20 protein-coding genes are annotated in these 19703 nt (G+C 73.4%); 5 read left to right on the top strand and 15 right to left on the bottom strand.

Going from position 1 to position 19703, the window contains the following annotated elements; genetic code table 11:
* Positions 1-231 precede the first annotated feature (231 nt).
* Positions 232-909, bottom strand: a complete 678-nt coding sequence (locus QEZ54_RS30395) for a uridine kinase (protein ID WP_281308173.1) — start codon at positions 907-909, stop codon at positions 232-234.
* Between the two features lie 35 nt (positions 910-944).
* Between QEZ54_RS30395 and QEZ54_RS30390 the strand changes: the two genes are divergently transcribed.
* Positions 945-2126, top strand: coding sequence for a nucleoside 2-deoxyribosyltransferase domain-containing protein (locus tag QEZ54_RS30390; protein ID WP_281308172.1), 1182 nt, complete (start codon positions 945-947; stop codon positions 2124-2126).
* 45 nt (positions 2127-2171) lie between these two features.
* On the opposite strand, the gene QEZ54_RS30385 is transcribed toward QEZ54_RS30390, so the two are convergent.
* The gene (locus QEZ54_RS30385; RefSeq protein WP_281308171.1) at positions 2172-3071 is read right to left on the bottom strand and encodes an inositol monophosphatase; all 900 of its coding nucleotides are present in this window, start codon (positions 3069-3071) and stop codon (positions 2172-2174) included.
* A gap of 361 nt (positions 3072-3432) precedes the next feature.
* On the opposite strand from QEZ54_RS30385, the gene QEZ54_RS30380 reads away from it, so the two are divergent.
* A complete protein-coding gene (locus QEZ54_RS30380) occupies positions 3433-3732 on the top strand; it encodes a hypothetical protein (protein ID WP_281308170.1) in 300 nt (99 codons plus the stop codon).
* Positions 3733-3975: 243 nt separating this feature from the next.
* Entirely contained in the window at positions 3976-6468 is a 2493-nt protein-coding gene (locus tag QEZ54_RS30375) for a DEAD/DEAH box helicase (RefSeq protein WP_281308169.1), read from the top strand.
* Positions 6469-6626: 158 nt separating this feature from the next.
* Here the strand turns inward: QEZ54_RS30375 and QEZ54_RS30370 are convergent, their stop codons facing one another.
* Both QEZ54_RS30370 and QEZ54_RS30365 read right to left on the bottom strand, forming a co-directional pair.
* Entirely contained in the window at positions 6627-7859 is a 1233-nt protein-coding gene (locus QEZ54_RS30370; protein WP_281308221.1) for a threonine/serine exporter family protein, read from the bottom strand.
* Positions 7860-8216: 357 nt separating this feature from the next.
* A complete protein-coding gene (locus QEZ54_RS30365) occupies positions 8217-8843 on the bottom strand; it encodes an alpha-ketoglutarate-dependent dioxygenase AlkB (RefSeq protein ID WP_281308168.1) in 627 nt (208 codons plus the stop codon).
* A 241-nt stretch (positions 8844-9084) separates the two neighbouring features.
* On the opposite strand from QEZ54_RS30365, the gene QEZ54_RS30360 reads away from it, so the two are divergent.
* Positions 9085-11259 (top strand): serine/threonine-protein kinase, encoded by a 2175-nt coding sequence (locus tag QEZ54_RS30360; protein ID WP_281308167.1) that lies wholly within the window; start codon positions 9085-9087, stop codon positions 11257-11259.
* A 4-nt stretch (positions 11260-11263) separates the two neighbouring features.
* Here the strand turns inward: QEZ54_RS30360 and mscL are convergent, their stop codons facing one another.
* From mscL to QEZ54_RS30330, 6 genes are all read right to left on the bottom strand, one after another.
* A complete protein-coding gene (mscL, locus tag QEZ54_RS30355; protein WP_281308166.1) occupies positions 11264-11701 on the bottom strand; it encodes a large conductance mechanosensitive channel protein MscL in 438 nt (145 codons plus the stop codon).
* 84 nt (positions 11702-11785) lie between these two features.
* Positions 11786-12817 carry an NAD(P)/FAD-dependent oxidoreductase gene (locus QEZ54_RS30350; RefSeq protein WP_281308165.1) on the bottom strand — a complete coding sequence of 344 codons (1032 nt, stop codon included), beginning with the start codon at positions 12815-12817 and terminating at the stop codon, positions 11786-11788.
* Positions 12814-13332 (bottom strand): isoprenylcysteine carboxylmethyltransferase family protein, encoded by a 519-nt coding sequence (locus QEZ54_RS30345; protein WP_281308164.1) that lies wholly within the window; start codon positions 13330-13332, stop codon positions 12814-12816. The genes QEZ54_RS30350 and QEZ54_RS30345 overlap by 4 nt, the downstream gene beginning before the upstream one ends.
* Positions 13329-14411, bottom strand: a complete 1083-nt coding sequence (locus tag QEZ54_RS30340) for a type III polyketide synthase (RefSeq protein ID WP_281308163.1) — start codon at positions 14409-14411, stop codon at positions 13329-13331. Before QEZ54_RS30340 ends, QEZ54_RS30345 begins: the two co-directional genes overlap by 4 nt.
* A gap of 172 nt (positions 14412-14583) precedes the next feature.
* On the bottom strand, positions 14584-15159 hold the full coding sequence (locus tag QEZ54_RS30335) for an SRPBCC domain-containing protein (RefSeq protein ID WP_281308162.1): 576 nt from the start codon (positions 15157-15159) through the stop codon (positions 14584-14586).
* Positions 15156-15518 (bottom strand): metalloregulator ArsR/SmtB family transcription factor, encoded by a 363-nt coding sequence (locus tag QEZ54_RS30330; RefSeq protein ID WP_281308161.1) that lies wholly within the window; start codon positions 15516-15518, stop codon positions 15156-15158. The genes QEZ54_RS30335 and QEZ54_RS30330 overlap by 4 nt, the downstream gene beginning before the upstream one ends.
* 123 nt (positions 15519-15641) lie before the next feature.
* Here QEZ54_RS30330 and QEZ54_RS30325 point away from each other — a divergent pair, with 123 nt between their 5' ends.
* The gene (locus QEZ54_RS30325) at positions 15642-15851 is read left to right on the top strand and encodes a heavy metal-associated domain-containing protein (protein WP_281308160.1); all 210 of its coding nucleotides are present in this window, start codon (positions 15642-15644) and stop codon (positions 15849-15851) included.
* 69 nt (positions 15852-15920) lie between these two features.
* On the opposite strand, the gene der is transcribed toward QEZ54_RS30325, so the two are convergent.
* The 5 genes from der to QEZ54_RS30300 all read right to left on the bottom strand — a co-directional run bounded on the left by der (position 15921) and on the right by QEZ54_RS30300 (position 19637).
* A complete protein-coding gene (gene der, locus QEZ54_RS30320) occupies positions 15921-17339 on the bottom strand; it encodes a ribosome biogenesis GTPase Der (protein WP_281308159.1) in 1419 nt (472 codons plus the stop codon).
* A gap of 76 nt (positions 17340-17415) precedes the next feature.
* Positions 17416-18084 (bottom strand): (d)CMP kinase, encoded by a 669-nt coding sequence (gene cmk, locus QEZ54_RS30315; protein WP_281308158.1) that lies wholly within the window; start codon positions 18082-18084, stop codon positions 17416-17418.
* 177 nt (positions 18085-18261) lie between these two features.
* Positions 18262-18591 (bottom strand): hypothetical protein, encoded by a 330-nt coding sequence (locus tag QEZ54_RS30310; protein ID WP_281308157.1) that lies wholly within the window; start codon positions 18589-18591, stop codon positions 18262-18264.
* Positions 18578-19006, bottom strand: coding sequence for a YbaB/EbfC family nucleoid-associated protein (locus QEZ54_RS30305; protein WP_281308156.1), 429 nt, complete (start codon positions 19004-19006; stop codon positions 18578-18580). The genes QEZ54_RS30310 and QEZ54_RS30305 overlap by 14 nt, the downstream gene beginning before the upstream one ends.
* Complete coding sequence (locus QEZ54_RS30300) at positions 18987-19637, bottom strand: endonuclease V (RefSeq protein ID WP_281308220.1); 651 nt, start codon at positions 19635-19637, stop codon at positions 18987-18989. Before QEZ54_RS30300 ends, QEZ54_RS30305 begins: the two co-directional genes overlap by 20 nt.
* Positions 19638-19703: the final 66 nt, after the last annotated feature.

Raw genomic sequence — 19703 nt, 5'->3', positions numbered from 1 at the left:
CTTGAGCGGTCCCCTGCCGCCCATCCTCCGCGCGCCCCCCACCCGCCCGCACGCGAATCGACACACATCACCACACCACCAGCCACCACCGCCCAGCGCAGCCCCGCCCCCGCCTCGCCCGCGCCCGCCCCCGCCTTGCCCGCGCCCGCCCCCGCTTTGCATCGACGTTGGCCTATTACGTAGACAAAATAGAGATCATCTTCTTCGTGATAGGCCAACGTCGATAACAGATCAGGACTCGATCGCGGGGTGGCGGGGGTCGTTGAGGGATACGACCACGTCGGCGAACGTGTGCGGGGCGACCTCGTCCTCGTAGCGGGCGTACGCCGGCAGCGTCCAGGCCTGCTCCGGTGGCGTACGGCGGGCCAGGGCCGCCGCCGAGGCGCGCAGGTGCACCGCCAGCTCGAACGGCAGCCCGGAACCCAGCAGGAACGCCCCGCTGACCAGCACCACCGACCCGGGCGGCAGCAGCTGGTACGGCGCCCGCGTCGCCCGGTCCACCGCCGCGTCCCACAGGCTCGGCAGCACCCGGCCGCTGCCCCCGGGCCCCGTCGGCTCCAGCACCTCCCGGCGCAGCCCCGCCTCGTCGACCCACCCCTCGTAGAACGAGTCGGGGTTGGTGCGGCCGAACTCCAGCCGCAGCGAGGCCGGGCGCAGGAAGTCGGCCGTGCGCACGTGCAGCACCGCGTGCCCGCGGGCCCGCAGCGGCCCGACCAGGTCGGCGGCCAGCTCGTCCGGCGCCGTCGCGACCGCCCCGTCGACGGCCACCCGGGTCCAGTCCCGCTGCTCGGCCAGCCCCGCGACGCGTTCGGCCAGTCCGTCCCGCAGCCGCTGCGGAGAGATCGCTCGCACCCGGCCACCGTACCGCCCGGCACACCCGGTAAGCCGTCCTAGGAATCTGGGCAGCATCCGCTGGAAACGTGGTGCGGCTAGGCTCCGCCCTCATGTCCACCCTGTACGAACCCACCGAGGTCGCCGTCGTCTACGCCGGGATGGAACCACCGGAGTGGTGGGACGCCGCGCTGTTCCTGGCCGGGCCGACGCCCCGCTCCCCCGACGTCGCCTCCTGGCGCCCGCAGGCCGTCGAGCTGCTGCGCGAGCTGTGGCAGGGCCCCGGGCGGCTGGCCGTGTTCGTCCCGGAGACGCAGGCCGGCGGGATGCCGCACGGCTGGGACGCCCAGGTCGCCTGGGAGGACGCCGGACTGCACCTCAGCGACGTGATCGTGTTCTGGGTGCCGCGCGACCTGGCCACCCTGCCCGGGTTCACCACCAACGTCGAGTGGGGCCGGTGGGAGGGCAGCGGCCGGGCCGTGCTCGGCGCCCCGCCCGACGCGCCCGGCCTGCGTTACCTGCGTCACTACGCCCAGGTGCACGGCGTGCCGGTGGCCGGCACGCTGGCCGCGACGCTGCTGGCGGCGCTGGCCGCGATCACCCCCGGGCAGCGGCGCGCGCAGGCGCACCGGCGGCTGCCGCTGCCGCTGTGGCGCGACGCCGCGGTGCGTACCTGGCTGGCCGCCCAGGAGGGGGCCGGCAACCGGCTGCGCTCGGCGCGGGTGGCCTGGACCTGGCCGGGGCCGGACGGGCGCCCGTTCTTCTGGGCCGCGCACGTCGCGGTGGAGGTCGCCGCCGAGGGCCGGATCAAGGACAACGAGGTGGTGCTGGGCCGCCCGGACATCAGCGTCGTGGTCGCGTACCTGCCCGCGCCGCGAACCGCCGACACGAAGATCGTGCTGGTACGGGAGTTCCGCAGCGGCGCGGTCACCACCGACGGGTACGTACACGAGCTGCCCGGCGGCTCCACCCGCCCCGGCACCGGCCCGGTCGACCCGCTGGCCACGGCCGTGGCCGAGCTGGCCGAGGAGACGGGCCTGCGCGTCGCCCCAGCGCGGCTGCGCCCCCACGGCGCCCGCCAGGTCGCCGCGACCCTGTCGGCGCACCGCGTCCACCTGTTCAGCGTCGAACTGACCGAGGCCGAGCTCGACGGCCTGGCCGCCGGACCGCGCGAACACGGCGTGACCGCCGACGGCGAGCGCACCACCGTGGAGATCACCACCTACGGCGAGCTGCTCGCCTGCCCCGACGTCGACTGGGGCACGGCAGGCCTCGTCACCACCGCCCTGCGGTAAGGAAGGGGCCCTTCTTATCGCATTCCGAGGTGGAAGGGTCCCTTCCTAACGCGCCGCGGGCGCGGGCGCCAGCGGGGCGGGCGGCTGGGTGGCCGGCGGGAGGTCGATGGTGAGGGGGTGGGCGGTGGCGGGTTCGTCGGCGAAGGCGGCCAGGACGGCCGCGGTGCACTCGGCGTCGGCCGCGGCGACCAGCGGCAGTGCGTTGCCGCCCGCCAGGCGGAACGGCACCCCGGCGGCGGTACGCGCGACGCCGCCCGCCTCGGCGACCAGCAGCAGCCCGGCCGCGTGGTCCCACGGGTTGTCCCAGGTCACCACGATCGCCCCGCGCCCGCCCCGGGCCAGGGCGATGTAGTCCAGGCCGGTGGTGTCGTAGTACGCCATCGACACGCCGCGCCGGGCCAGCGCGTGGAATCCGCGCCGATCGCGCTCCTTCCACCAGCGCGGGTTGGCCACGGTCACGTCCAGGTGCCGCAGTTCGGGGCCGGGCGGGCGGACCCGGACCCGTTCGCCGTCCACCCAGGCGCCGCCGCCGGCCCGGGCGGTCGCGATCAGGTCCAGCGCCGGGGCGTAGGTCCAGGAGGCGAGCAGCTCCCCCTGGTGGGCGAGCGCCACCAGGACGGTGAACCGCGGGCTGCCGTCGACGAAGTTCGCCGTACCGTCGATGGGGTCGATGATCCACGCGGGGGCGTCGCCCGCCAGCAGGTCCAGCACCCCCGGGTCGGCCGCGACCGCCTCCTCGCCGACCACCACCGAGCCCGGCAGCAGGGCGGTGAGCTCGCGGGTCAGTTCCCGCTCGGCCGCGTGGTCGGCGATCGTGACCAGATCGCCCGGTTTCTTCTCACTCACGTCGGCGTCGGCGAGGCGGCCGTACCGCGGCATGATCTGCTCCGCGGCCACCCGGCGCACCACCTGCTCGACCCGCGCCATGTCCCTGTCGTCAAACACCCGCCCAGCCTGCCACGACCTGAGCGAAGTACCCGCAACCGGCACGTTGCCAGACCGTTAACCGCGCGCGATCTTTGACCTTCCCGGCCAGGCCCGACGCCCCCCGTCCGCCGGTCCGGTCTGGACGGTCCGCCGCGCTGTCCCGCTGCGCGCCAGGCCGACCCGACCGCTGGCACCTGCCGCGAGTCGAGCGGTCCGCGGATTGGCACCCCGCCAACGAGCTGCCACCGGGAGGGGCGGCCGACCAGCCGATCTGTCGAGTATGTCCATTCCGTCCCCAACGCCACCCGGTCTCCCCTAGCGTGAGCCTGGGCCGATTCAGCATGGTGCTGCGGCCGTCAGCCGAGGAGGCAAGGCAACAATGGCGAAGAACAACCGACCCGAGCGCGATTCCCGCGCGCCCCGCCGCAACGAGGCACCGCGCGCGGCCCAGCCGCACACCAACCACGCCAGTGGCGGCATTGCGGCGCATCCGGCCGACCAGCACCAGGACGCCCAGCAGGGCTCGCAGCACCAGGGCGCCCAGCCCCAGGGTGCGCAGCAGCAGGCGGCGGCGACCGCCGTCGTCGCCGGCACAACCCAGCGCGAGCACGCCGCCCCGGCGCCGACGTCGATGAAGGCCAAGAAGGGCAACCAGCCCAAGCACAGCCCGAAGCGCTGACGGTTCACCACGGAGGGCCCGGGGCGACCCGGGCCCTCCGTCGTACCCGGTGACGGGTCAGGCGAGTCCGGCGGCGAAGGGGTCGACCGCCGCGTGCCGGCCGGGTCACCCGGGCGCGCCGCGGACCAGACGAACCCGCTCCGACGGGGCATGCTGGAGGCGGCGCGCACCACCAGCCGCGCCGAGCAGGCGTGGCTACGCGACGTGCTGGCCCGATTCGAAACGTGAGACAATTTGCGGACCATGTCGCTCACTGATCAGATCCCCGCGGAAACCGACCCCGACACCCTCTACGAGGCCTTCGCCGACTGGGCCGAGAGCCAGGGCTTCTCGCTGTACCCAGCCCAGCAGGACGCGCTCATCGAGATCGTCTCCGGGGCGAACCTGATCCTGAGCACCCCCACCGGCTCCGGCAAGAGCATGGTCGCGCTGGGTGCCCACTTCGCCGCGATGGCGCAGGGCAGGCGCACCTTCTACACCGCGCCGATCAAGGCGCTGGTCTCGGAGAAGTTCTTCGCGCTGTGCGCCGCGTTCGGGCCGGAGAACGTCGGCATGATGACCGGCGACGCGGCCGTGAACCCCGACGCGCCGATCATCTGCTGCACCGCCGAGATCCTCGCCAACCTCGCCCTGCGCGACGGCGCCGACGCCGACGTGGGCCAGGTCGTCATGGACGAGTTCCACTTCTACAGCGAACCCGACCGGGGCTGGGCCTGGCAGGTGCCGCTGATCGAACTGCCCGACGTGCAGTTCATCCTCATGTCGGCCACCCTGGGCGATGTCAGCCGGTTCGTGGAGGACCTGACCCGGCGCACCGGGCGGGCCACGGCCGTGGTCAGCTCCGGCGAGCGGCCGGTCCCGCTGATCCACTCGTACGTGACCACGCCGCTGCACGAGACGATCGAGGAGCTGCTGAGCACCAAGCAGGCCCCGATCTACATCGTGCACTTCACCCAGGCCGCCGCCCTGGAGCAGGCCAGCGCCCTGATGAGCATCAACATGTGCACCCGGGCCGAGAAGGACGCCATCGCCGAACTGATCGGCAGCTTCCGGTTCACGGCGGGCTTCGGCAAGACCCTGTCCCGCCTGGTCCGCCACGGCATCGGCGTGCACCACGCGGGCATGCTGCCCAAGTACCGCCGCCTGGTCGAGCTGCTGGCCCAGGCGGGCCTGCTCAAGGTCGTCTGCGGCACCGACACCCTCGGCGTCGGCATCAACCTGCCCATCCGCACCGTGCTGTTCACCGGCCTGAACAAGTTCGACGGCCAGAAGATGCGGCTGCTCAAGGCGCGCGAGTTCCACCAGATCGCGGGCCGGGCCGGGCGCGCCGGCTACGACACCCTCGGCACCGTCATCGTGCAGGCGCCCGAGCACGTGGTCGAGAACGAGAAGGCGGTGGCCAAGGCCGCGGGCGACGCGAAGAAGCTGAAGAAGCTGGTCAAGAAGAAGCCGCCGGAGGGCTTCGTCGGCTGGGCCCAGCCCACCTTCGAGCGCCTCGTGTCGGCCGAGCCCGAGCCGCTGACCTCCAGCTTCCACGTCAGCCACGCCATGGTCCTCAACGTGATCGAGCGCGGCGGCGACGCCTTCGCCAACATGCGCCACCTGCTCACCGACAACCACGAGACGCGTGCCGCGCAGCGCAAGCACATCCGCCGCGCCATCTCGATCTACAAGGCGCTGCGCACCGCGGGCATCGTCGAGCAGACCGAGGACGGCCGCATCCGGGTCACCAACGAGCTGCAGCTCGGCTTCGCGCTCAACCAGCCGCTGTCGCCGTTCGCCGTCGCCGCGATCGAGCTGCTCGACCCGACCGCGCCCGGCTACGCCCTGGACGTCGTCTCGATCATCGAGGCGGTCCTCGAAGACCCCCGGCAGATCCTCTACGCCCAGCAGGACAAGGCCAAGGGCGAGGCCGTCGCCCAGATGAAGGCCGACGGCATCGAGTACGAGGAGCGCATGGCGCTGCTCGAGGGCGTGACCTGGCCCAAGCCGATGGAGGAGCTGCTGGAGGTCGCGTTCGAGTCGTACCGCAAGGGGCACCCGTGGGTCGACGACCACCGGCTCTCCCCGAAGGCGGTCGTCCGCGACCTGTTCGAGCAGGGCATGACCTTCACCGAGTACGTCAGCTTCTACAACCTCGCCCGCTCCGAGGGCCTGGTGCTGCGCTACCTCGCCGACGCGTACCGGGCGCTGCGCCAGACCGTCCCCGAGGACGCCAAGACCGACGAGCTGCTCGACCTGATCGAGTGGCTGGGCGAGCTGGTGCGCCAGGTCGACTCCAGTCTGCTCGACGAGTGGGAGCAGCTCCAGTCGGGCACCTCGACGGCGGACAAGCTCGCCGCCGCGGCCGCCGCGGCCCCGCCCGCGGTCACCCGCAACGTGCGCGCGTTCCGGGTGCAGGTGCGCAACGCCCTGTTCCGGCGGGTCGAGCTGGCCGCGCGGCGGCGCTGGGACCTGCTCGGCGACCTCGACGCGGAGTCCGGCTGGGACGCCGACGGGTGGCACGAGGCGCTGGCGCCGTACTTCGAGCTGTACGACGAGATCGGCATCGGGCCCGACGCCCGCGGCCCGGCGCGCCTGATCCTGGAGCAGCGCGCCGAGATCTGGCTCGCCCGCCAGATCCTCGACGACCCGGAAGGCCACCACGACTGGGGCATCAGCGCCGAGATCGACCTGGCCGCCTCCGACGAGGCCGGCCACGCCGTAATCCGCATCACCGACGTCGGCCAGCTGTAACCCGCTCCCGCGCGCTCACCCTCGGGCCAGGCGCGCGGGTTCGGCGCGGGTTCGTGCAGTTTCAGGGAAAGTGCGGGAATCTTGGCCCGCATTCGTGCACTTTCCCCGAAACCGCACGAACGGTCGGCCCAGCCGGACGCCGCGCCCGCGCGGTCTGATCAGACCGCGCGGGCCGTCGCGAGGCGGGAGGATTCCTTGACGTTGGCCATGAGGCTGGAGCCGACGAGGACGCCGAGGGATACCGCGACCACCGTCAGCAGGGCGGTGACCAGGTTGGACTTGCCGCCGGGGGCCAGGGCGAGCAGGCCGGTCGCGCCCGTGGTGCCGATCAGGCCGAGTGCGCCGGGCACCAGCAGCCAGAACGCGGGCAGGAAGACCACCTGGGCGGGCGGGCCGCCCAGCCGCTGCACCACGATCGCCATCGGCACGATCACCAGGCCGCCGACGAAGGCGGCGAACAGGCTGTCGGCGAGCAGGCCGGCACCGTACTGGGCGCCGTACGCGATGAGCAGGGTGAGCAGCAGCCAGGGCAGCGAGCGGGCCGGGGCGGAGCTGTAGATGAAGATGCCGAGCCCGAACAGGACGACCCCCGCCCACGCGGCCCACAGGCCGAGCCGGTCGGGCGCCGGTGCGAGGGGGCCGGGTCCGGCCAGCTGCATGCCGGCGTAGATGCCGAAGGTGAGCAGCAGCAGCACGTACACCCCGGCGACCAGGCGGCTGGCGCCGCTGATGATCGAGCGGGTCACCATCTCCTGCGCTCCCAGCGTCAGCGCCGCGCCGGGCAGGAACGTGGCCAGCGGTGGGATCAGCAGGCTCGCGGGGTCGGTGCCCACCTGCGGACTGAACCGGTACGCCACCACGGTCACCGCCATCGCCGCGGCGACCGGCAGCGCCAGTGACAGCACGTGCACCCGGTCGGCGAGCAGCCGCAGGATGCCGACCAGCAGGCCGAGCCCGGCCAGGATCAGCAGCGCCCGCGCCTCGCGGACGAACATCAGGCCGATCCCGACGGTCAGCACCCCGTGCCCGAGCACGGACACGATCGCGCCGAACCGCGGCGGCGCCGCCATGATCTCCTCAAGCTGCATGATCGCCTCGGCGGGCGGCACCGGCACCGCCTTGACCTGCTCCATCAGCTTGTACAGCGCGTCGACCTGGTCCAGCCGCAGCGGGGCCTTGTCGGCGTTGGCGAAGTCGACGGTGACTCCGCCCTCTCCGGCCACCCGCACGAACACGCCCGTGGGCACCACCAGGAACTCCACGTCGCGCAGCCCGTACGCGTCGGCCAGCGCCGACAGCTCCTCCGGGATGCGGCTGGCCGTCTCCCCGGCCAGGCACAGGGCGGCTCCGCACTTGCGGAAGAACTCCAGCATGTCCTCGGGGGGCAGCATCACCGCCGCAGTATCACCCAAGATCCTCCCCCGCAGAAGCCCCCGCCCACAGGTAAGGAAGGGACCCTTCTTATCGCAATACGTAGTGGAAGGGGCCCTTCCTAACGCCGCAGGCGGGCGAGGAGTCGGAGGGCCTGGCTGGGGTTGCCGTTCATGGTGGTGAGGGCGACGGGCCCCTGGCGCAGCGGGTCGCATTCGGACAGCAGGGCGCGCAGGCGGGCTGGTTCGTGATCGCGGCAGACCCCGCCGTCGCGTCGACGCCGGTGAGTTCGGTGAATCCGAGCCCGGCCAGGTCGTTCACCACCCGGCCCTAGCCGATGCGGGTCCCCATGCCGCTGCAGTCTGGCGGCGGACGGGTCAGGCCACGTTCACCGGGCGGAACTGCACGCTGACGCGCGGGCCGACGTGGCGGGCCGTCTTCGGGATGCAGTGCTCCCAGGTGCGCTGGCAGGAGCCGCCCATCACGACCAGGTCGCCGTGGCCGAGCGGGAACCTGATGCTGTCGCCGCCGCCGCGCGGGCGCAGCAGCAGCGGCCGGGGCTCGCCGAACGACACGATCGCGACCATGGTGTCCTGCCGGGCGCCCCTGCCGAGGGTGTCGCCGTGCCAGGCGACGCTGTCGCGGCCGTCGCGGTAGAGGCACATGCCCGCGCTGACGAACGGCTCGCCCAGCTCGGCGGCGTAGTGCGAGCTGAGCCGCTCGCGCGCCTCGGCCAGCACCCGGTGCGGCAGCGGCTCGTCCGGGCCGTACCAGCGCAGCAGGCGCGGGACGTCGACGTCGCGGTCGTACATCTCGCGGCGTTCGGCGCGCCAGGCGACCTCGTCGAGCAGCGTCTGCAGCACCGTCTCCGAGCCGGCGACCCAGCCGGGCAGATGGTCGACCCAGGCGCCCCGGGCCAGCTCGTGCCGGGTCGGGGCGAGCGGTCCCAGACTCGCCTGCTCGGCGAGGTCGAACATCGACGGCTGATGCGCGACTGGGGCCATGGCTGCGATGATACACCCGATCTAGCACAGGCGTTCTAACGGGTGAGCCTCGCGGCGGTCCGGGCGGACGGCCGCACGGCCACGATCGGGGGCCGCCGAGCGGTCAGCCCGTGACAGCGCCGGTACCGGCGACGCGGTCCGTCCGATCCGGAAATAGGTCCGTGTCGCAGTGTGCGAATCGAGGGATCGACGGGGATAGTATGCCGCCGGGATTTAGTTGAATCGTGTATGAGGGTGAGCTATGCGTCCGCTGGAAACCTCAGACCCCATCTCCGTCGGCTCGTACCGGCTGGCAGGGGTCCTCGGTGGCGGCGGCATGGGCCGCGTCTACCTGGGACACTCCCCCAGCGGACGCCGCGTGGCCGTCAAGGTGATCCGGCCGGAGCTCGCCGCCGACCCGGTGTTCCGGCGCCGGTTCGCCCGCGAGGTCGCCGCCGCGCGCTCGGTCAGCCCGCTGTTCACCGCGGCCGTGGTCGACGCCGACACCCAGGCCGAGGCGCCGTGGCTGGCGACGGCGTTCATCGACGGCCCCAGCCTGGAGCGCCAGGTGGCCGAGCAGGGGCCGCTGCCGGAGCCGGCGGTGCTGACGCTGGCGACCGGACTGGCCGAGGCGCTGGCCTCGATCCACCGGGTCGGGCTGACCCACCGCGACCTCAAGCCGGCCAACGTGCTGCTCGACGACGACGGCCCGCACATCATCGACTTCGGCATCGCCCTGGACGCCGCCGATGAGCGGATGACCACCAGCGTCAACGTGGGCACGCCGTCGTACATGGCGCCGGAGCGGATCCAGGGCGAGGAGAGCGGCCCGCCAGGGGACGTGTTCTCGCTGGGCGCGCTGCTGTACTTCGCCGCCACCGGCCGCACGCTGATCTCCGGCGGCAGCATGTTCGAGCAGATCAACCAGGTCACGCAGGGCCGCTTCGACCTGAGCAGGCTGTCGCCGACGCTGCGGCCGTTCATCGTACGGTGCATCAGCCTGCGCCCGCAGGACCGGCCGACCGCGGTCGAACTGGCGCGCATCCTCATCGGCACCGGCGTGTCTGGCCCCACCCCCGGCTGGTACGAGGCCAAGGCGCCTGGGGCGCTGCCCGGCGGCGGGCCGCTCAACCCGCCTACCCCGCCGGAGGGCTGGCCGCACCCGGCGCCCTCCCGGCTGCCGCGCCTGTCCCGCCGTACCCTGTTCATCGCCGGCGTAGGCGGCGGGGCCGCACTCATCGCCGGCGTCGGCTGGGCCCTGGGCCGCGGCTCCGGCTCCCCGAACGCTCAGGCCAGCCCGCAGCCCAGCCTGCACATCGTCTCCGACGAACCGGACCCGAGCCGCACCGGTGACACCGGCGGCCGGGGCGACGTGGTGGCCCAGGCCGCCTCGCACGCCACGGCGGAGAAGCACCGGCTGGTCATCGACAGCAAGGGCCGGATCATCGGCGCCCGCGGCACCCGCGTCTTCGCCCGCGACGTCCGCGACGACAAGGAGGTCTGGACCAGGCAGCTCAACGGCGCCCAGCAGCTGTCGGTGTACGACTGGGGCCCGTCGGTGCTGGTGACCGGCGGCTCGAAGATCTGGCGGGTCAACGCCAGCTCCGGCGGCGTCGAGTTCGACGTCGACACGACCGGCACCGTCACCGCCGCGCTGACCAGCCCCGAGCTGGCCTTCATCCAGCAGAACGCGAAGCTGCTCGCGTACACCCGGGCCGGGGTGCGCAGTTGGGAGCTGCCGTCGCCGGAGCAGCCGCTGACCGCCGACTCGCGCTGGCTGGTCACCCGCAGCCAGTCCGGCAGCACCGTGACCATCACGCTGCGGGCAGCGGGCTCGGGCGACCGCGCCTGGCAGCAGCAGTTCCAGGCCGGTCCGGACCAGGGCCCGCACGGTGGCGGCCCCGGCGGACCGGGAGACGGACCCGGCGGACCCGGCGGACCGGACGGGCCGCCGCCGGACCAGGGCTGGGCCGTCGCCGAAGCGCGCCTGGTCGGCGAGCAGCTGCTGGTACGCGACGGCGCCGAGGTCCGGCTCATGCGGCTGTCGAACGGCAGCCTGGTCTGGCGGCGCGAGTGGGACAAGCCCGTGGCCACCATGACCCTCTTCGGCGACCAGGTGGTCCTCGGTGCCGACCGGATCGTGGCGTTCCGCCTCGCCGACGGCGACGACGCCTGGCTCGGGCCGAACCTGCGCGGCTCGCGCCTGGCCGTCGCCCCCGACAGCAGGACGCTCTACGTCGTCGGGGAGGAGCACATCGCGGCGATCACCCCGGACGGCCGGACCGCCTGGAACGCGCCGCTGCCCGCCGCCGACGAGGGCGCGGTGGAGGTGCTGCTCATCCGGCCGCCGCTGGCGTACCTGGTGCTGCGCCAGCCGCCGTTCCCCGACTCCAACGAGCCCGACGTGCTGGCGGTGGCCCTGGAACCGCAGCCCTGACCGGTCAGCGGTCGGCGGACTGCTCGGCCTCGGTGCGCGCGGCCTGCGTCGGCACCCGCCCGGCGACCAGCGCGTCCCGGATCTCCGTCAGCAACCGGATGTCCTCGGTGATGGGCTTCGGCTCGGGCTCCTTGCCCTGGTCCCGCCGCTCCGCCAGCTTGTTCATCGGCAGCACGACCAGGAAGTACAGCACCGCCGCCGTCAGCACGAACGTGATCACCGCGTTGATGAACGCGCCCAGGTCGATCGCGTTGTTCACGCCGGGCAGCTCGAATTTCAGACCGGAGACGTCACCACCAGCGCCGATCATCTTGATCAGGGGCTGCAGGAACGAGGCGGTGAACTGGTTGACCAGGGTCGTGAAGGCGGCACCGATCACCACACCGACCGCCAGGTCGACCACGTTGCCGCGCATGACGAAGTTCTTGAAGCCGTTCAGCATGCACCTCACCGTACGTCAGCAGCGGTGATGCTCCCAGCCACGACACCGGTTCCGGGAAGATGATCTCCGGTGAACCGGCTCACATCAGCCCGCGAGCAGGTTCACGATCCGCCCGAACAGGGCCGGGGCGGCCGCGCACGCCGGCACCACCGCGCGACGCAGCGGGCGCGGCACCGTGGCCAGCACCAGACCCCGGGTGAGCAGCCGGTACGTGCGGGTGCCGCGCCGCCACTGCGCCTCGTAGCGCTCCGGCCGCCCGGCCACGATCACGGCCACCGCCGCCTCGGCCTGCCCGAACGCGAGGCTGATCCCCTCGCCGGTCAGCGCGTCCTCGTACCCGGCCGCGTCGCCGACCAGCAGCACCCGGCCCCGTACCCGTTCGCGCACCCGGCGCCGCAGCGGCCCGGCCCCGTGCACCGGTCCGGTCGGCGCCGCCCCGGCCAGCCTGGCCGCCAGCCCCGGAAACCCCGCCAGCAGCTCCGCGTACGACGCCCCGGCCCGGCGGTGCAGGATCGCGACGCCTACCTCGTCGGGCGCGACCGGGGTCACATACGCCTCCGCGTACGGCGACCACCACACCTCGACCAGCTCCGACCAGGGCGCCACCCGCCAGTGGCGGCGCAGGCCGTAGCGGCGCGGCGAGCCGCCGGACGAGGCGATGCCCGCCGCCCGCGCCACCCGGGAGTGCAGGCCGTCGGCGCCGACGAGCCAGTTCGCCCGTACCCCCGCCGCGACGACCGCACCGGGCTCCTGCACCAGGCCGGTGACCCGGTGGCGCACCCAGCCGACCCCCGCCCGCTGCGCCGCCGCGTGCAGCGCGGCCTGCAGCACCGTGCGGCGCACGCCGCGGCCCGGACCCGCCGCGAACCTGGCGTCGACCACCCGGTCCGGGCCCCGGTAGGCGATGCCGTGGAGCGGCACCCCGGCCGGATCGACGCCCAGGTCCAGCAGCCGGGCCAGGCCGCCGGGCATCAGGCCCTCGCCGCAAGCCTTGTCGATCGGCGCGTCCCGGGGCTCGGCGACCACCACCGACAGCCCGGCCCGCCGGGCCAGCAGCGCGGTGGCCAACCCGGCCGGACCGCCGCCGACGACCAGCAGGTCGGCGTCGCGGCTCACGCGGCGGCCTGCGCCAGCGCCGCGTTCTCCACCCGGATCCGCACCGCCAGCACCGCGGCGTTGGCCAGCGTGAACAGCAGCGCCGTCACCCACGCGGTGTGCACCAGCGGCAACGCGATCCCCTCGACCACCACCGCGACGTAGTTGGGATGCCGCAGCCACCGGTACGGGCCCCGGTCCACCAGCGGCAGCCCCGGCACCACGATCACCAGCGTGTTCCAGCGCGGTCCCAGCGTGGCCACGCACCACCAGCGCAGCGCCTGGCTCGCCGCCACCAGCGCCAGCATGCTCCAGCCGAGCACCGGCAGGAACGGCCGGTCGGCCAGCCACACCTCGGCCACGCAGCCCACCAGCAGTCCCGTGTGGATCGCCACCATCGCCGGATAGTGCCCGCGCCCGAACTCGCGGCCGCCCCTGGCCAGCGCCCAGGCGGCATGCCGCCGGGAGACGACCAGCTCCACCACGCGCTCGACCCCGACCGCGACGACCAGCATCGTGTACGGCAGCACGCTCACCACTCCAGCAGCACGAGCTCGGAGCAGAACCCCGGACCCATAGCGATCATCAGGCCCGGCGTACCCGGCGGCGGCGGATCGGCCACGCCGGCGTGCAGCACGTCCAGCACCGACACCGACGACAGGTTCCCGCGCGCCGACAGCGACCGGCGCGTCGGCTCCAGCGCCACCGCGGGCAGCCCCAGCACCCGCTCCACCGTGTCGATCACCTTCGGACCCCCGGGATGGCACACCCACGTGCCGACATCGCCCGGGACCAGGTCGAACTCGGCGAGGAACCCGCGCACGTCGTCGCCGAGATACCGCTCGGCGATCGGGGCGACCTCGGTCGACAGCACGATCCGGAAGCCGGTCGACCCGATCCGCCAGCCCATCACCTGCTCGGTGTCCGGGTACAGGCGGCTGCGCGTGGCCAGCACCCGCGGCCGACCCGGCCCCGGCACCGGCCGGTCGCCGCCCACCAGCACCACCGCCGCCGCCCCGTCCCCGAACAGGCTCGTCGCGACCAGGTTCGCCGCCGTGGTGTCCTCCTGCTGCAGCGTCAGCGAGCACAGCTCCACCGCCAGCAGCACCGCCGTATGGCCCGGCCAGGCGCGCAGGTAGTCGTGCAGCCGGGCCACTCCGGCGGCGCCCGCGACACAGCCCAGCCCGAACAGCGGCAGCCGCTTCACGTCCGGGCGCAGACCCACCCGCTGCGCCAACCGCGCCTCCAGCGACGGCACCGCCAGGCCGGTCACGCTGGTCGTCGCGATCAGATCGACCTCGCTCGCGTCCACTCCCGCCTCGTCCAGCGCGGCGCGCAGCGCCGCCTCGCCCAGCTCCAGCGCGATCTCGATGAAGTGGTCGTTGGCCTGGGTGAAGCCGGTCAGGCCGGCGTAGCTGTCCAGGGGCAGGGCCAGGTGCCGGGTGCGTACGCCGGTGTTGCGGCCGAAGCGGGCGAAGACGTCGCGGGAGGGGTGCGGGGCGGGCAGGCAGAGCTGCGCGAACTCGGCGACGATGTCCTCCTGCTGGTAGCGGTGCGCGGGAAACCGTACTGCCACCGACGCCACCTGCGGGGCGCGGACATCGACGTCACTCATCACCCGACCCTACCGCGCCCACCCGCCCGGCCGTCTCACCCCGACACCGCGTCGCGGCCGCGGCACCTGGCGCGGGTGGTGGGTGGCGTGCAGTTTCGGGGAAACTGCACGAATCCGGGCGCCCATTGCCGCAGTTTCCCCGAAACCGCACACTCGAACGCGCCTGCCCCGGTCAGCGGTTCTTGTCCTTTTCGATCAGGCCGGCCAGGGTGGACATGGCGTGTTCGATGGCGGGGCGCAGGTCTTCGCGCAGGTGCAGCTGGGTAGCGTCCACCTCGCCGAGCACCCCGGCCAGGTAGCGGTCCAGCGTGACCAGGCGCGGGCCGTACCCGCCGCCCATGCAGTACACCGCGTCGAACAGCTGCCCGCCGATGCTGTGCTCGGTCAGCGTCGTGGCGTGCTCGAACTCCAGGATCGTGGTGCCGTCCGGGCCCTGCGACAGGCGCAGCTCGATCTCGTCGGGGGCCGGGTCGCCGCCGCCCAGCGCGACGGTCAGCAGCCGCGGCGCCTCGCAGCGCACCACCCGGCCGGGTCCGAAGTCGCCCTGGGTGAATTCGCCGCCGGGCCGCAGGTCGCCCTGGACCGGGGCGTACCACCGGGCCAGCCGCTCAGGGTCGGTGCAGGCGTCCCACACGTCCTCGATGTCGGCGTCGTACACCCGGCGGAACACCGCGCAGCGGGCCTCGCCCGCGGCGATCTCGCGACGGTACAGCTCGATGTCGGTCCTGGCGTGCTCGGTCGTGCTCATGGGTGCTCCTTGCCGTTGGTGGTCGGGTCGGCGTCGCGCCGCTCTCGTCTGCCCCGGGCCAGCTCGGTGGCCAGGGCGTCCAGGCGCTGCGTCCAGAAGCGCCGGTAGGGATCGAGCCACTCGTCGACCTGCCGGAGCGGTTCGGCGTCGACGGCGTAGAGGCGGCGCGTGCCCTCGGCACGTACCGTCGCGAAGCCGTTGTCCCGCAGCACCTTCAGGTGCTGGGAGACGGCGGGTTGCGAGATCCCGAACTCGGACCCCACCACGGCGGCGAGTTCGCCCGCGGACCGCTCACCGGAGGCGAGCAGTTCGAGGATCCGACGCCGGACGGGGTCGCCGAGAATGTCGAACGCGTGCACGTACCGACAATATACGTCGCACCTTATATAAGCAACGCCTAAAATAGGCTCGCCTCGGTCACCCCTGCCCGCAAATCGCCGTTATCCCCTCGAATCCCCCGCCGACGCCAACCGAGGAGCCACATGGGCAAGCACGCCTTCGCCGTCTCCGGCATCCACTGCGAGAACTGCGCCGACCTCATCGACCAGGCCGTATCCCGGCTCCCCGGCGTCCTGGCCACCCGCACCAGCCACACCGCCGCCCGTACCGAGGTAGACCTCTCCCCCGCCACCACCCCCGCCGACGTAGCCGCCGCCATCACCCACCACGGCTACCCCGCCATCCCCCTCTGACCGCCCCCGCCGACGCGAAAGGGCCGGTCCCGCGGGTGCGGGGCCGGCCCTGGAAGGTGCTGGTGGCGGTCAGCCGTGGGTCTTGCCGCGGCCGCCGGGGCCCTTCTCTTTACGAGGCTTGACGGAGATGTCGATGGGGCTGCCGTCGAAGCCGAACTCCTCGCGGAGCTTGCGCTCGACGAAGCGGATGTAGCCGGGGTCCAGCGGAGCCGTCGTGAACAGGACGAACTTCGGCGGGGCGATGCCGGGCTGGGTGGCGAACAGGATGCGCGGGGCGCGGCCGCCGCGCACCGGGTGCGGGGTCGCCTGCACCAGCGCGGTCAGCCACTGGTTGAGCTGGCCGGTCGGGATGCGCTTCTCCCAGCTGGTCAGCGCGGTACGCAGCGCCGGAGCGATCTTCTCGACGGCCCGGCCGGTCTTGGCGGAGATGTTGACGCGCAGCGCCCACGGGATGCGCTTGAGCTCCCGCTCGATCTCCTTGTCCAGGTAGTGCCGCCGGTCGGCGTCGACGAGGTCCCACTTGTTGAAGGCGAGCACCACGCCGCGGCCGGCCTCGGTCACCATCGACAGCAGGCGCTGGTCCTGCTCGCTGATGACCTCACTGGAGTCGAGCAGCACCACGGTGACCTCGGAAGCCTCGATCGCCGCCGCGGTACGCAGCGACGCGAAGTACTCCGTGCCGCTGGCCTTGCCCACGCGCTTGCGCAGCCCGGCGGTGTCGACGAACTGCCAGGTCTCGCCGCCGATGACGACCAGCGAGTCGACCGGGTCGACGGTGGTGCCGGCGACGGCGTCGACGACCGAGCGCTCCTCGTTGGCCAGCCGGTTGAGCAGGCTGGACTTGCCCACGTTGGGGCGGCCGACCAGCGCCACCCGGCGAGGGCCGCGCGGCCCGGCGAGGAACGTCTCGCGCGGAGCCTCCTTCGGGAACGCCTCCAGCACCGCGTCGAGCAGGTCACCGGAGCCGCGGCCGTGCAGCGCCGACACCGCCCACGGCTGGCCGAGACCCAGGCCCCACAGCGCGTGCGCCTCGTGCTCCATGGCGTTGTTGTCGGCCTTGTTGGCGACCAGCAGCACCGGCTTGGAGCTGCGGCGCAGCATCCGTACGGCCTTCTCGTCGACGTCGGTGGCGCCCACGGTCGAGTCGACCACGAACAGCACCACGTCGGCCATGGCGACAGCCGCCTCGGCCTGCGCGGCGATGGCCGCGGCGCGGTCCTTGGCGTCGGGCTCCCAGCCCCCGGTGTCGACCACGGTGAACCGGCGACCGGCCCACTGCGCGTCGTACGCGACGCGGTCGCGGGTCACGCCGGGGATGTCCTCGACGACCGCCTGGCGGCGGCCGATGATGCGGTTGACGAGGGTGGACTTGCCCACGTTGGGGCGGCCGACCACCGCCAGGACCGGCTGCGGAGCGACCGGACCGGCCGCCTCCTCCGGCTCCGCCGTCTCGACGACGGCCAGCTCGGTCCACTCAGAGTTGCTCATGCCGTTTCCCCGCTCCGCGCGGAAACGGCATGAGGCACAAGCCGCCCTGCGCCCATGATTCGCTCGCTACGCTCGCTCATGCTGCCTTCCTTGTCGTCAGCAGCCGGTGCAGCTCGCTGACGACCTCATCGATGCCCAGCTCGGTCGAGTCGAGCACGACCGCGTCGGCGGCCTGCTGCAACGGGTCGACCTTGCGGGTGGAGTCCAGGTGATCACGGCGGGCCAGGTCGGCCTCGGTCGCGGCGTGATCGGTGGCGTTCTCGCTGCTGCGACGGCGGGCGCGCTCGGCCGAGGAGGCGGTCAGGAAGACCTTCAGGTCGGCGTCGGGGGCGACCACGTTGCCGATGTCGCGGCCTTCGACCACGATCCGGGCCGACTCCTCGATGAGCGCGCGCTGGCGGGCGACCAGGACCTGCCGCACGAACGGCACGGCCGACACCGCCGACACGGCGGCGGTGACCTCGGGCCCGCGGATCGGCGCGTCGACGTTCTCGCCGTTGGCGCTGATCGAGGGGTGCGCGGGGTCGGTGGTGATCAGCAGTTCGAGGTCGATGACGACCTTGGCGATGCCGTCGGCGTCGGCCAGGTCGACCCCGGCCTGCAGCACCGCCCAGGTGGCGGCGCGGTACATGGCGCCGGTGTCCAGGTAGCGGGCGTCCAGCCGCTGCGCCAGCCGACGCGACACCGTCGACTTGCCCGAGCCCGACGGACCGTCCACCGCCACCACACAGCGCAGCTCAGCCACGACCTATCCTCCGCCCCTAGGTTTGATGCTCCCATTCTGCCCGGTCCGTCCGGAGGGTGAGCAGGCAGCCGGGGGCGGACGCGGCGCAGAACACGTCCCACCCGTCCCCGCCTGCGCACTTGCCCCGCATTTCACAACACCACCAGCAGGTGCCGCGATCCCCGCCGGTGACCGGCCTCACAATCCGCCCGTCCGGTCCAGGCGCCGCGCACCCGCCTCGTCGACCGCGGCCGCGCGCCGGGCCGCCGCGACGATCTGCTCACCCATCAGCGCGGCCCGCCGCGCCGCGTCGTGCCACAGGCGCAGGACCGGTTCGGCGTACGGGTCGTAGTTGGCGGCGAACGCCTTGCCGAGCGCGTCGCGTCCCCACGGCGAGGCGGCGCCGCCCGTCGCGAGCAGCTCCCCGGCGCCTTCACGCAGGCGGGTCATCCGCTCGGCGGCGTCGTGCAGGTCACTGCCGGCCCGCACCGCCGCGTCGAGGTCGAGCCGCAGCTCACCCCCGTCCATCGTCGCCTGCCGGGCGCCAGCCGAGGGCCTCGTCATGGCGGCGCAGCAGCCCGCCCAGGTCGCCGCCGCGCAGCAGCTCGGCCACGCCCGCCTCGGCGGGCACCACCTGCGCGGTCAGCCGCAGCACCGCCGCACCCGCGGCGGTCTCGGCCTTGCGAGTCGTCTCGGTGATCAGGTCGGCGAGCCGCTCCGGGCGGTGCGCGTACGCCCTGTCGTGCAGGCGCAGCTTGGTGAGCTGGCCCCGGGCGCCGACGGCCACGGTGACGGTGCCGTCGGGCGACTTCGCCGTCACCTCCAGCCCGTCCAGGCGGCGCTTGAGTTCGGCGACGTTGTCGCGCAGGTGGGTGTAGCGCGCGTGGACCTCGTCGAAACGGGCCCGCAGCGCGGCGTTGGCGTCACGGTCGGTCGGTGGCATACGCGCCTCCCAGCACTCGTCGGGACAGGTGGTCGGCCTGGCGGGTGGTCTCCGGCAGCCGGAAACCGCGGCACAGGGCCAGGGTGAGGTCGGTGGCGGCGTCGATGCCGACGCGGTGGCCGACGGAGACGAAGACCGGTTTGACGCCTGCCCGGGTACGCAGCGCCCGCCCCAGCACCTGCCCGTCCTCGACCAGCGGCGACCAGTCCCCGCGCGCCGGGCCGGGGGCGGCGGAGGCGCTCGCGGTCCCGTCGGGGCGGGCCAGCGGCGGCGGCGTCTTGGCCACCCCGAAGGTCGGCAGGCCGGTCAGGATTCCGACGTGGCAGGCCAGGCCGAAGCGGCGCGGGTGGGCGATGCCGTACCCGTCGCAGACCAGCACGTCCGGGGTGACCGTGAGCCGTCGCAGCGCCTCGACCAGCGTCGGCAGCTCACGGAAGGCGAGCAGGCCGGTCATGTACGGGAAGGTCGCCTCGCCGGGGACGGTCACCGCCTCCAACACGCTCAGGTCGGGCAGGGCGAGCACGACCGCGGCCGCCACGACGCGCGCGGAGTCCGGGTCGTACGACACGTCCAGCCCCGCCACGGTCCGCGCCCCGGTGACCTCCCCCTCGGCAACAACCCGCGCCCGCAGCGACAGCTGGACGCGTTCGGCCTCCTCGGCGTCGCGCGGCCACGGTTCGTGCTCGATCAGCACGGC

Source organism: Catellatospora sp. KI3 (assembly GCF_029948125.1).
GTDB lineage: Bacteria > Actinomycetota > Actinomycetes > Mycobacteriales > Micromonosporaceae > Catellatospora.
The sequence above is the reverse complement of the archived record's forward strand: the minus strand, read 5'-3'. Positions and strand labels throughout refer to the sequence as shown.